This window comes from Acinetobacter sp. NigerLNRRAM0016, assembly GCF_054112845.1.
In genome coordinates this window covers 193,667-205,087 of record NZ_JBSYVT010000003.1, presented here as the reverse complement: position 1 = coordinate 205,087, position 11,421 = coordinate 193,667, and the positions used below count along the sequence as shown (strand labels likewise).

The following is an 11,421-nucleotide window of genomic DNA, read 5'->3' as shown; positions in this document are numbered from 1 at the left end:
GTTCCTTCAAAGATTAATGAACTCTGAATCAAAAGTAAAAGCATTTTCTATCCATTGCAGATCATAAGTGAAACTGGAAAAGTCATACTGTACTGTTTTTGAAAATTGTTGATAAAAATCAAAACAAATCACATCAAATCGACAATAGAACTGCTCATATTCAGGATATTCATGTAAAAAACACAGCGCGGTTTTAATTAATTTACGCTGTTTCGATGCGGATACCACTTCATTGGCATGTCCAAAGCGGGTCAAAGCACGTGCCTTCACCTCTACCAAGAGCAATTCCTCGCCTTGTTGCACCACCAAATCCAGCTCACCATAACGGCTATGATAGTTTTGCTGCACCAAATGAAAACCCTGCTGCTGTAAAAGCATGAGTGCTTCTTTTTCCGCCCAATCACCAAGGGCTTGCGCTGTTGTTTTGCCACTCAATTTTTCTGATCCATTTTTATTACAAACATCTGTTTTAATTTTCATCTTAAGAAACTGATTTTTATGTTGATCTATAATCATTCTAGTGGAAATCAGGATCAGTTCACAAATGTAAAGCGGTGATGACATTTATGAAAAATCTGTATTTTCATCCTGTTTGAGCTTTGCTCATGCTTCAATCTGCATCGCAGAACATAATGCTACAGGCTGAATAGTCCACGACCATCGAATCTAATTCGCGTCTAGCGCGTGGATTCAGGTAGAATAGGCATATTCTTACGCGTTAGGGAATTCCTTTTCCCGCACAACTTTTAGCGCATCATTCTTTTATTTATTCATTTTTTTGGCATGGAGACTTCACATGAGTGCTCAGTTATTTGTTGTAGCCACCCCGATCGGGCACTTAGATGACATGACTTTTCGTGCAATTGATACCTTAAAATCTGTCAGCGTCATTGCGGCTGAAGATACCCGCACCTCGGCGCAATTACTGAAACATTTTAATATTTCGACCCCGCTGACGGCCTGCCATGACCACAATGAAAGTAACAAAATAGATATTTTGGTGCAACGCCTGTTAAAAGGCGAAAATATGGCATTGATTAGTGATGCGGGCACCCCCTTAATTAGCGACCCTGGTTTTAAACTGGTTCGTGCTGCACAAGAGCATGGCATTCGTGTAATTCCAGTCCCTGGTGCCTGTGCCGCGATTGCAGCTTTAAGTAGTGTCGGTTTACCAAGTGACCGTTTTAGCTTTGAAGGTTTCTTATCTTCTAAGGCGACTCAACGTCTTGCTCAACTTGAAAAGCTTAAAGATGAAACCCAAACTTTGATTTTTTATGAAGCACCACATCGAATTTTAGACTGTGTCAAAAACATGGCAGAAGTCTTTGGTGCTGATCGTCCTGTTGGATTTGCCCGAGAAATCACCAAAACCTTTGAAACCATTCGTAAAATGACATTGGGTGAGTTGGTTCAGTTCATTGAATCTGACCATAATCAGCAAAAAGGTGAAATTGTCTTGGTGGTGGGCGGTGCAACCCAAGAAAAAGACATGGAACAAGAGAAGCTGGATCAACTTCTGAAACGCCTGCTACAAGATTTATCTGTCAAAGCAGCTTCGCAATTGGCTGCGGACTTAACCGGTATTAAGAAAAAAATCGCGTATCAACGTGCGTTAGAACTTACGGCTGACTAAGTTCAGCCGCTTGAAAGCAGAGCGCATAAAAAACCACTCGCAGGAGTGGTTTTTTATGCCGAAATTAGTCGTGTGCAGTTTCATCTGGTGGCACTTCGGTGATTCGTCCACCACGTGCCAAAAATGCTGCCACTTCATCTTCCAAAGCCTGACGTTGCTTTTGCTTAGCCGTCACGGTTAATGTTTCTGCCTCAGCAACATCACCATCAGAAGCACCTTCTGCTGCTTCATCAGATGCGCCTTTTTCGGCAGCCTTCGCTTCGTCCTCATCCACCGCTGAGTCTTCTACGTCGTCATAATCATTCATATCCGTCATCTTTCTCTCCCCGCAATGACTTCTATCTACATCGTTTCGAATCGGTTTCGAATTACGAAGAAATTTAACAATCTAAATCGATTTCGCCTAGTACTTAATGCAAAAAAATCGTATCTTTTTTAATCAAATTCGTAATCAGCTTTAACTAAATGCCTAAAAACTATCTATTTAAATCTAATTTGCATAACGGGTATTTTTGAGTGCTTGTAAACCATTGGCTTGCAGCATAAAGGCATCTTTCAATACTGCTTGCTGCTCCACCTGTTTTAAACCAACATTACGTGCCCAAATCACAGGGAACAAAGTTGTGGTCTCTAACCAGCCAATTGCCGACATGCTGTGCATCATGGCATCGTTCTGCCCTTTACGACTATGTTCATAACGTTGCAAGGTTTGGTCATGTGCCCAGACCCCACGCGATAAATCATGCAATAAGGCATCGCAAAGTACCGCAGCGTCCAGACAGCCAATATTCACCCCTTGCCCCGCCAGAGGATGGATCACATGTGCTGCATCACCAATGAGCGCCAGACCTGAAGTCATGTATTGCTGCGCTGTACGTGCTTTCAAAGGGAACATGGCACGTGGTGTAGCTTCAAGGACTTCTCCCAGCATATGCTGACTTTCACGTGTCAACAGTTGTAAAAAGGCGTGATCATCCAATGCAGTATATTCTTCAGCATAATCATCGGGTAAGGTCCAGACAATCGACTGCCAGTAACCATCTTGCTCTGGGTTGAGGCTCGCCATGGGTAAAAATGCCAAGGGACCCGTTTCCAAGAAGATTTGACGTGCTACATGTTGATGCGGCTGTGCGGTACGAATGGCACAGGTCACACCTGCTTGGTGATAATCCAACACATCCAGATCAATAAATGCCTGTTCGCGAACAAAAGAATTTGCGCCATCCGCACCAATCACCAGTTTAGTTTGTAACTGCGTGCCATCTGCCAAGTGAATATGCCAAACACCCACGCCACGCTCCACACGTGTCACTTTCACTTGGGTTCGATAATCTTTCACTTGGCTCAACATACGTTGCTGAATCGCCAAATTGAGAATACTTGGTTCCACCATTGAACCTAACGCTTGCTCAATGGAAGGTGCCTTTTCACTGGCATGCCCGAAATTGATGTCGCCATAGCCATTTTTATTCCAGACTTGCATGCCGCTATAAGGCATTTGACGTGCCAGCAAATCCCAAACTTGAACGGTTTTTAGTAAATGGATGGTGGCTTGGCTCAAAGCCAGCACACGAGGATTGGCAACTGCCAACACCTTGCTTTCATCGAGAATTGGTGCAGCATCTAAAACGGTAGCTTGTACACCGCCTTGAGCCAGTAATAAGGCACTTAATCCACCGACCAATCCACCACCGACAATCACAACATCGAGAACTTGGCTCATGCTTTTAATCCCATTGCGTAAGTGGCGACAAGTGGTTTAATCCCTGGAATTAAATCGAAGGCGATGAGTCCAGTATTGCGTAATAATTTCAGCATCGGGTTTTGATTGCTAAAACCACGTACCACGCTGTCGCAGAACTTAATCACGCGTTGTTGGTCTTTTAAACGGGCTTGCTCATATTCAAGCAACATGTTTGGTTCGCCAATGTCAGCACCTGCAGCTTGTTGTGCTTCTAAATAACGTAGCAACACATAAGCATCACGCATACACAAGTTAAACCCTTGTCCCGCTACGGGGTGAATGGTATGTGCGGCATTACCCATGAGCACCACACGCCCTACTGCCTGCTTTTCTGCTAATACTTGTGACAATGGATAGCTAAAACGCTTGCCTGTTTTCTGGAATTTACCCGCACGGTCACCATAAGTTTGCTGTAAGGCATCCAAGAAATGCTGGTCATTTTCCTCACCTAACCATTCCTGTTCAGTGCCTTTTTTCACAGGCCAAACCACTGAACGACGGTATTCCCCTGGTAAAGGCAGTAACGCCAAGGGTCCAAGTGGACTAAAACGTTCAAAGCCGACATGCTGATGCGGTTTTGAGGTTTGTACTGTAGTGACAATTGCCACTTGGTCATAGTCATGCTCAGAAACACCCACACCCAAAGCTTGACGACAGAAGGAATCTCGACCATCGGCTGCAATTACCAATTTGGCTTGTAACTGAAGCTGCTCTTCGCCACGTGAAGCTGTAATATATGCATGCTCGGCATCTTGTGTAAGTGAAGTGACTTGCACGCCATCAATCAGTTCAATTAACGGTTGCTGGCGAACTTGCGTGAGTAAAACACGTCCTAACCACGCATTTTCAATCACTTGACCAAAACTTTCGACTTTTTCTTGTTCTGCCAATAAACGTGCCTTACCAAAGCTGCCCTGTTCGGTAATATGCACTTGTAAAATAGGCGTGGCATGTTGTTGTAAGGCATCCCATAAACCGAGTTCTTGGTAAATTTGTACGCTACGGCGAGATAAGGCACTGTTTCGTGCGTCGAAACTGGAATGGTAAGGCGCAAGATTGATGTCATCATAATTTGGGTATTTGATGGCTTCGAGCAGTTTGACTGCAATATTCGCTTTCGCCAACATTAAAGCCAGACTCAGTCCGACCATTCCACCACCGACAATGATGACTTCTTGCTGCATGCTTGTATCCTTTTTATGGTGTATTCGAGGTATTAAGCCTCAAAATACCTATAAGTTTTAATGGATTTTATATTACATGAAAGCGTTTCATTTTTATAATGAAATGGACGGTTTTACGTACTATCAAGGTAAAGTGTGCAGCAGTCATGATTTTGAAAAAGTATGTCCCCTTGGCTATTGTTAAACTTACTCAAGTTTTTGTTTAAGCTAACTTATAGAAAACGTGAAGCAATGTTGAATCATTATTCTTGGAACATGAAAAATCACGAAAAAGAAAATCTAGTGCGCTGAACACTAGACCAGCTTGATATAAACTTATGAATTAAATGAAATAAAAAAGAGCATTTCTATAACGTGCATTATGTTAAATGGAGCAATTTTCTTCAATTAGCATGCAGACCAAGTCCATCTCAGGGCAAAGATATCCCATTGAAGTTAAAGCTGTTGTGATTTGTCCTCTATGGTGAGTCCCATGATTAAAAACATGCAATAGAGTGGCGGGATAAGGCAAACTCATGTCTTTACCTGAAGATGTTTTGTACTTTAAATCATAATTGAATTTTTCAACATCAACATCTCTTAAAAAATCTATCCAATTATGAGCTTTGTCCTCTAGCTGATAAATCAGCTTATCTTTATCATTTTCTATGATAGTGTTTAACTTAAGTACAGGTGAAGTTTTTCCTAAAAAACGAGGAAACCACAGGTAGTGTTCACCAACAAGCAAATGATTTAAAGTTCCAGAGATACTTTTGAAATAAAGTCCACATTCGGCATTGAAATCAGCATTAGAAACACTCTTTAAAACTTGATTTAATTTGCGGGTAGACCAAACGTTATATCGAGCTAATAATTCAAAAGTTTTTAAATCCATTCATTTTTACTCTTTAATTTCCTGTTGGAAAGCCATGAAACATCCATTGTATACCCCACAAAAAAGCTAAAATTAAAATTACAAAAAAGATAATTTCTAATTTTTTCATTTTTAAATATTTCTAAAATAAACATAATACGGATTATGCGAAATGCGGACGTTTAAGGCCGCATTGTTTTATTTTTTAAACTAGATTTTTTCGATATTGAATAAAGCCAGTATTTATCGCTACTTGATCATATAAAATTCTTGCTTGATAGTTTGTTTCTTGAGTTAACCAATAGACTCGAGAACAATTTTTCTTATGAGCTTCAGCATATACCGCGTCTATCAAACTTTTACCACAGCCTTTAGCACGATTATCTGTTTGTACAAAAAGGTCTTGAAGATAGCAATAATTACCCTCTGTCCAGGTGCTACGATGAAAAATATAGTGCACTAGGCCAATTAGTTTCTTATCTACTTCAAGCACAAAACACCCCATTCCTTCACTTTCATCAATTAGACGATTAAAAGTTAATTTAGAAAGCTCTGATGTTAAACTCACTTTATAGAAGTCCTGATATCCCTTCCAAAGATTTAACCAATTCTCATAATCTTGTCTTAGAAGTTTTCTTACTTGCATGATCCTCTCTCTTTAAATTTCCTAAAATAACATAATGCACGTTATACGAAATACAGGTACTAATAACTAAATAAAATTTTATAAATCAATATATTAATTATCTTCAAAAGGGGATCTTTCTAATATTTTTTTTATATTCTTTTCTTTTTTTACTTTCCATTCATCACTTATTAAACCAAAAAGTTCAATTTGTTTTGCAAAAACGATACGACGGAAATCTTGTCCTCTAGTTCTATTTTTTAATTCAAAATCAAACGAATAACTAGATATACAATCATCCATTATCCAATAACACAACTCATCAAAATCATTGGTTTTTCTTTCAAAATATACTTCTCCTCTTTCTGCAGAAATATACCAATATTTCTCTTCATGGATTAATACATATGGAGTTCCATCATTCTGAACTGCGGGCCAAACTTTTTTTTCCAGCCCAATTTTTTCACAAATTTGATCAACCTTAGATTGAATTTCTAGAAAGGTAAGCATTATTCTGTGATTCTCCAAATTGTTTTAATATCTATTTAACATAAAATCTCTACTACAAAATCCAAATATTCAAAAGCCGATCAGAAGATCAGCTTTTTCAAAATTATGATTACTGAGCCATCAATGCTTCAATATCTTCAACAGATTTGACTACATCTTTGGTTAAAACCAATGGACCATTGGTCGTTGCAACCACATCATCTTCAATACGAATACCGATACCACGCCATTTCGCATCCACCGTTTCATCATCAGGAGCAATATAAAGACCTGGTTCAATGGTCACTACCATACCCGCTTCATATGGACGCCATTCCCCTGCGTGCTTGTAAGCACCGACATCATGCACATCCATGCCTAACCAGTGACCTGTACCATGCATATAAAACTGACGGTAAGCTTCGGTTTCAATAATTTGCTCGAGATCGCCCTGCATAATGCCGAGAGACAATAAACCTTCCACCAAAATACGCACCGCGACATTGTGTGGTTCTTTGTAAGAATTGCCAATTTGAACCGCATCAATCGCAGCAAGCTGTGCGTTTAATACAATTTCGTATAAGGCTTTTTGTTCAGAGCTAAACTTGCCATTTACAGGAAAAGTACGGGTAATGTCCGATGCATAAAGCTCGTATTCACAAGCCGCATCTATGAGAACCAAATCACCATCTTTTAATTCTTGATTATTTTCAACATAGTGCAAAATACAGGCATTGGCACCACCACCGACAATACTGTTATAGGCAGGCACACAACCTTGTTGCCCAAATACATAATTTAGTTCGGCTTCGAGCGCGTATTCCATCATGCCCACATGCACCGTTTGCATGGCACGGGTATGTGCTTTTGCACTAATATTCGATGCAATTTGCATCAATTCAATTTCTTGTTCCGTTTTAAATAAACGAATTTCATCTAGAATGCGATCCAGTTGAATCACTTGTGCGGGTGATTCATTGCCACGGCGTTGCTGTGCATCTGCCTGCTGAATCCATTTGCTGACACGAACATCAAACTCGGAACTGTGTCCAATGCGATAAAATAATTTTTGTTTATTGACTAATTTTTCAATGATTTCTTCATCAAGCAGATCAATAGCATAGGCTTCATCGGCCTCATAATCATCAATTGCGCCATCAATGCCTGCACGGTATCCGTTCCAGATTTCCATCTCACGGTTACGTTCACGACAGAACAAGCTATAGGTATAGCCTTCGTCTAAAGATTCATACGTTTCAATCACAGCAACCGCTTCTGGTTCTGCAAAACCTGTCAAATAAAAAAAACTGCTGTCCGCTCGAAATTTGTAGTCTGCATCTCGGTTACGAATTGCCACTGGGCTGGTCGCAATAATCGCGATGCTATGTGGTCCCATTTCCTCTGCGAGGCGGTCACGACGTTCCTTAAAATCAACTTGAGTCAGTTTTTTCATTGAATGTTCTTCAGTCTTGTTTAATAAAGAATAGGGTTGCTGTGCTGGTGATCTTAAAGCAAAAAATCGACCAAAATTAACTTGGTCGATGTGGTGTAAACATTTCTACAACATTGTTTTCGGCACCAGATTTCTGCTGTTGCATTTTGGCATGGAAGTTTTGTAGCAATGAACTTTCATCTACCGCCACTTTCTTACGTCCTAAAGCCAAGCTCACTGGAATCAGACGGACAAACTCATACAGCTCTTGATAACTGTCTTCGCCTTCTTCGTCATTGTCAGAGTCTTCAAACTCAACTGCAGCCACATCTTGCAAATGCTCGATCAGCTCCATTTCATCTTGACGAATATGGCCAGATGCCAGACCGAAGCCCAAGACCACGCCTGCACACCAGTCTGCCAAGGCTTGTACACGATCTGCCAGCACATGCTCATCATCTGGAAGTAACGGTAAATAGTCCAATTCATCTTCAGACAGTGCATGCGACACGTCTTCAGCTTCATCTGTGAGCATGCTTAAGGCTAAATCGTTCAATTCTGGCACATTTAAGGTCGCCAAAATTTGTTGCCACTCTTCACGCGTTGGTGATTGAGTCACACAAACGATACCTGTCAGTAACCCATGTAACTCACTTGGGCTTGAAATCTCTTCAATTTGAGAAAAATGTTGGTGCCATTCCGACCAACCTGAAATATCGTCTTGCATTCGTTTATCCAATCTCTATACTTCTTATATATTACCTTTGTTTGCAACACTGTGCGACTACGTTATGTTAGAAGAATTACAGCGTCTACAGGCGCATATTGGCGTTTTAAAAACCCGACTCGCGCATTATGAAACCGAAAATAATGCCCTGACCGAAGCCAGCGCAACTGCCGCTGAGCAGCATCATGCCCAAGTTGTGCATAAAAACGGCATTATTATCAAAAAACAAGAAGAAATTGAAACCCTGACTGAACAATTGACCGAGTTACAGTCTCAATTCAAGCAACTGAATACGGATGCAACCGCTTTGGCGGATCGTTATAGCCGTTTAGAAAAAAGCTGTACCGATTTAAAGAATCGTTTTCAGGATATTCTGAGTGAGCGTAATGAGTTACGTGCCATTAAAGAAAAAATGCAGAATGAACAACGTCATGCGCAGCAAGAAATTCAAGGTTTGCAGCAAGAGCGTGAACGCTTGTTACAAAAAAATGAGTTGGCGCGTACCAAAGTTGAAACCATTATTCAGCGTCTATCTATTTTAGGCACTGAGCAAGATCAGCATGCCCAAGAAATTCAACAATTGGCTCATCCCACCGAAGTAAATGAGGAAATGCAATCATGAGTGAACAAATTCCTGTTGAACTACGTGTATTGGGACATAGCTTTCGTTTAGCCACCACTGAAGATAAAAAGGGTGACTTAGAACGTGCTGCACAATTGTTGAATGACAAATATGATGAGTTCCGTCGTCAAGCACCCCGCGTAGAACCGAGCAAGCTGATTATTATGGTGGCATTAGAGTTGATGCAAGAAGTACTCGCCATGAATAAGTCTTTACAGGAATATGCACATTGCGAACGTTTGTTAAGCACCATTCTTGAAGAAGTGCATACACTTACCTAGTTTCACGTTTATTTGCATAATCTCTCGACAAACAGCACCAAACTTTACAGTTCTTTGCCTACTATGATTTGCCAGTATTTCATTATCCGTTATACTAGGCTTAACTCTGAGATGCTCGCCAGCGGGTCTATTCCCCTGCCGATACTTAAACTTATGGATTGCGTTCTGTATATTTAGAGTGTATGCCCACCTTCGAGTGGGAAACCCAGCAAGTATACGTCGCGTCCACCTTGAACTCATCGGGTTCAGGGTAACGACACATGCAGCGGCATCATCGGAGTACTTCATTTTTAAATGATAATTATAACAATCGCTTAAATTTCTCGATTCTGCGCTCTTAATCTCTATATTCCCAGTATTTTAAAACGCCATGCTTTTAGCTGGATATTGCCTTGGAATTGGAAGAGTCAGATCAATAACACTGCAAAAAAATCTTTCCAATTCCCTCGCCTCATTTTATCCGTGCAATTTGAACACTAAGTTCTGTCTGACCGCAGACCACTCACTTCGCAAAATACTATACACATAGGTATCTCGTAAATTATCGTCTTTCACAATCTGATGGCTTCTTAATATCCCATCCAGTTTGGCACCTAAGCGTTCAATCGCAGCACGGCTTTTAAAATTAAAGGACGATGTCCTAAACTCAACCGCGATACAGTTCAAAACCTCAAAAGCATGGTTCAGCAAGAGTTGCTTGGCTTCGGTATTGACTGCACTACGCTGTGCTGATTGGCGATACCACGTCGAGCCGATTTCCAAACGACGGTGTGCAGCCTCAATATGCATAAAACTGGTCATACCTAATACTTTGCCACTTTGGCGCTCAAAGACGGTGAAAGGCAACATTTGACCTTGCTGTTGCAGCGCTAAACGCCTTTGAATTTCAGCCAACATGTTTTCTGGGGTTGGAATGAAGGTGAACCAAAGTTTCCATAACTCGCCATCTTGTACGGCTTCACTTAACTCAAAATGATGCGATTCATCGAGTGGTTTTAAAATGACATGCTGCCCAAGCAATGTCACTGGCTCTATCCATTGCATCGTGGATTCCTCAATTTGTTCTTTATTCACATGACTGTTTTATTTTTGATGCAGCAACCTGATGCATGGCATCACCAATCGCATGTTGCCCCGTTGCTGTTAAAGCATGGGCAACACCTAAAACATCTCGATATTCCTTGTTTTGCCCAAGTTTGGCTTTGCCTTGTAATCGGGTGATTTGTATTTCAATCCCCACAATGGCTTTTAGCATCGGTGCCAAATAGTCTTTTGGTGCATCTGACATTTTCCAAGGTTCTGCTTGTGTGGCTTCATGTGTATGCGTTAAGCGTGCCACTACACCTCGAACATAGCGTTCATCATCGCGGATTTTCACGGTGCCATAAGCATGTACTGCACTGTAGTTCCACGTTGGAACTTGTTGATGATGCTCCTGTTTACTCGGATACCACTGTGGTGAGATATAGGCATCTCCCGCCCGAAATACCACCAGTACCTCATCCCCATCTTGAATGTCTTGCCAGACAGGATTGTTTCTAGCCACATGTGCATGCAATACCCCTAGTTCTGACTGATCGGTGCTGAGTTCAAAAGGAAGATGATTCGCATCCAAACCACTGCTGCCATGCGTAAACAGAATACCCAAAGCATGCTGTTTGATGAGTTGATGCATGACGTCAATTTGCGGGATGTCAAAATCTGCGGGGATATACATGGCTTACACTCTTTTAATGGTGACTCAAAAATGAAGATGACTTTATTGTTGTAAATTTCTCCTATTCACTGGATTATTAAAAGAACCAGTTTATTTTATTTTAAGTAGACCAGA

14 protein-coding genes and 1 other RNA gene are annotated in these 11,421 nt (G+C 41.0%); 4 read left to right on the top strand and 11 right to left on the bottom strand.

Translation table 11 applies throughout. The annotated features are described in order from the left end of the window. Positions 1-6 precede the first annotated feature (6 nt). A complete protein-coding gene (locus ACWQ4X_RS03985; RefSeq protein ID WP_457902802.1) occupies positions 7-435 on the bottom strand; it encodes a YraN family protein in 429 nt (142 codons plus the stop codon). Positions 436-796: 361 nt separating this feature from the next. Here ACWQ4X_RS03985 and rsmI point away from each other — a divergent pair, with 361 nt between their 5' ends. After that, complete coding sequence (rsmI, locus tag ACWQ4X_RS03980; RefSeq protein WP_142768079.1) at positions 797-1,633, top strand: 16S rRNA (cytidine(1402)-2'-O)-methyltransferase; 837 nt, start codon at positions 797-799, stop codon at positions 1,631-1,633. 64 nt (positions 1,634-1,697) lie between these two features. Here the strand turns inward: rsmI and ACWQ4X_RS03975 are convergent, their stop codons facing one another. The 8 genes from ACWQ4X_RS03975 to ACWQ4X_RS03940 all read right to left on the bottom strand — a co-directional run bounded on the left by ACWQ4X_RS03975 (position 1,698) and on the right by ACWQ4X_RS03940 (position 8,687). Then, positions 1,698-1,949 carry a hypothetical protein gene (locus ACWQ4X_RS03975; RefSeq protein ID WP_142768078.1) on the bottom strand — a complete coding sequence of 84 codons (252 nt, stop codon included), beginning with the start codon at positions 1,947-1,949 and terminating at the stop codon, positions 1,698-1,700. 174 nt (positions 1,950-2,123) lie between these two features. Further along, on the bottom strand, positions 2,124-3,356 hold the full coding sequence (locus tag ACWQ4X_RS03970) for an FAD-dependent monooxygenase (protein WP_457902801.1): 1,233 nt from the start codon (positions 3,354-3,356) through the stop codon (positions 2,124-2,126). Next, positions 3,353-4,561 carry a 2-octaprenyl-6-methoxyphenyl hydroxylase gene (ubiH, locus tag ACWQ4X_RS03965; RefSeq protein ID WP_457902800.1) on the bottom strand — a complete coding sequence of 403 codons (1,209 nt, stop codon included), beginning with the start codon at positions 4,559-4,561 and terminating at the stop codon, positions 3,353-3,355. Before ubiH ends, ACWQ4X_RS03970 begins: the two co-directional genes overlap by 4 nt. Positions 4,562-4,925: 364 nt before the next feature. Next, positions 4,926-5,435, bottom strand: a complete 510-nt coding sequence (locus ACWQ4X_RS03960; protein ID WP_457902799.1) for a DinB family protein — start codon at positions 5,433-5,435, stop codon at positions 4,926-4,928. A 184-nt stretch (positions 5,436-5,619) separates the two neighbouring features. Beyond that, on the bottom strand, positions 5,620-6,060 hold the full coding sequence (locus ACWQ4X_RS03955) for an N-acetyltransferase family protein (protein ID WP_457902798.1): 441 nt from the start codon (positions 6,058-6,060) through the stop codon (positions 5,620-5,622). 93 nt (positions 6,061-6,153) lie between these two features. Further along, entirely contained in the window at positions 6,154-6,549 is a 396-nt protein-coding gene (locus ACWQ4X_RS03950; protein ID WP_457902797.1) for an Imm63 family immunity protein, read from the bottom strand. 109 nt (positions 6,550-6,658) lie between these two features. Beyond that, positions 6,659-7,981, bottom strand: coding sequence for a Xaa-Pro aminopeptidase (pepP, locus tag ACWQ4X_RS03945; protein WP_457902796.1), 1,323 nt, complete (start codon positions 7,979-7,981; stop codon positions 6,659-6,661). A 76-nt stretch (positions 7,982-8,057) separates the two neighbouring features. Continuing rightward, complete coding sequence (locus ACWQ4X_RS03940; protein ID WP_457902795.1) at positions 8,058-8,687, bottom strand: UPF0149 family protein; 630 nt, start codon at positions 8,685-8,687, stop codon at positions 8,058-8,060. A 64-nt stretch (positions 8,688-8,751) separates the two neighbouring features. Between ACWQ4X_RS03940 and ACWQ4X_RS03935 the strand changes: the two genes are divergently transcribed. From ACWQ4X_RS03935 to ssrS, 3 genes are all read left to right on the top strand, one after another. After that, on the top strand, positions 8,752-9,309 hold the full coding sequence (locus ACWQ4X_RS03935) for a hypothetical protein (RefSeq protein WP_100243107.1): 558 nt from the start codon (positions 8,752-8,754) through the stop codon (positions 9,307-9,309). Beyond that, positions 9,306-9,590, top strand: coding sequence for a cell division protein ZapA (locus tag ACWQ4X_RS03930; RefSeq protein ID WP_100243108.1), 285 nt, complete (start codon positions 9,306-9,308; stop codon positions 9,588-9,590). Before ACWQ4X_RS03935 ends, ACWQ4X_RS03930 begins: the two co-directional genes overlap by 4 nt. Positions 9,591-9,690: 100 nt before the next feature. Then, positions 9,691-9,875, top strand: a non-coding RNA gene (ssrS, locus tag ACWQ4X_RS03925) — 6S RNA. Positions 9,876-10,046: 171 nt separating this feature from the next. Here the strand turns inward: ssrS and ACWQ4X_RS03920 are convergent. Together ACWQ4X_RS03920 and ACWQ4X_RS03915 are read right to left on the bottom strand one after the other, a co-directional pair. After that, the gene (locus ACWQ4X_RS03920) at positions 10,047-10,634 is read right to left on the bottom strand and encodes a GNAT family N-acetyltransferase (RefSeq protein WP_457902794.1); all 588 of its coding nucleotides are present in this window, start codon (positions 10,632-10,634) and stop codon (positions 10,047-10,049) included. A 22-nt stretch (positions 10,635-10,656) separates the two neighbouring features. Next, positions 10,657-11,307, bottom strand: coding sequence for an FMN-binding negative transcriptional regulator (locus tag ACWQ4X_RS03915; protein ID WP_457902793.1), 651 nt, complete (start codon positions 11,305-11,307; stop codon positions 10,657-10,659). Positions 11,308-11,421: the final 114 nt, after the last annotated feature.

What these genes read in the sequence shown, in the direction of transcription:
- rsmI (WP_142768079.1), top strand. Translation starts at nt 797, where the DNA reads ATGAGTGCTCAGTTATTTGTTGTAGCCACCCCGATCGGGCACTTAGAT.
- ACWQ4X_RS03975 (WP_142768078.1), bottom strand. Translation starts at nt 1,949, where the DNA reads ATGACGGATATGAATGATTATGACGACGTAGAAGACTCAGCGGTGGAT.
- ACWQ4X_RS03970 (WP_457902801.1), bottom strand. Translation starts at nt 3,356, where the DNA reads ATGAGCCAAGTTCTCGATGTTGTGATTGTCGGTGGTGGATTGGTCGGT.
- ubiH (WP_457902800.1), bottom strand. Translation starts at nt 4,561, where the DNA reads ATGCAGCAAGAAGTCATCATTGTCGGTGGTGGAATGGTCGGACTGAGT.
- ACWQ4X_RS03960 (WP_457902799.1), bottom strand. Translation starts at nt 5,435, where the DNA reads ATGGATTTAAAAACTTTTGAATTATTAGCTCGATATAACGTTTGGTCT.
- ACWQ4X_RS03955 (WP_457902798.1), bottom strand. Translation starts at nt 6,060, where the DNA reads ATGCAAGTAAGAAAACTTCTAAGACAAGATTATGAGAATTGGTTAAAT.
- ACWQ4X_RS03950 (WP_457902797.1), bottom strand. Translation starts at nt 6,549, where the DNA reads ATGCTTACCTTTCTAGAAATTCAATCTAAGGTTGATCAAATTTGTGAA.
- pepP (WP_457902796.1), bottom strand. Translation starts at nt 7,981, where the DNA reads ATGAAAAAACTGACTCAAGTTGATTTTAAGGAACGTCGTGACCGCCTC.
- ACWQ4X_RS03940 (WP_457902795.1), bottom strand. Translation starts at nt 8,687, where the DNA reads ATGCAAGACGATATTTCAGGTTGGTCGGAATGGCACCAACATTTTTCT.
- ACWQ4X_RS03935 (WP_100243107.1), top strand. Translation starts at nt 8,752, where the DNA reads ATGTTAGAAGAATTACAGCGTCTACAGGCGCATATTGGCGTTTTAAAA.
- ACWQ4X_RS03930 (WP_100243108.1), top strand. Translation starts at nt 9,306, where the DNA reads ATGAGTGAACAAATTCCTGTTGAACTACGTGTATTGGGACATAGCTTT.
- ACWQ4X_RS03920 (WP_457902794.1), bottom strand. Translation starts at nt 10,634, where the DNA reads ATGCAATGGATAGAGCCAGTGACATTGCTTGGGCAGCATGTCATTTTA.
- ACWQ4X_RS03915 (WP_457902793.1), bottom strand. Translation starts at nt 11,307, where the DNA reads ATGTATATCCCCGCAGATTTTGACATCCCGCAAATTGACGTCATGCAT.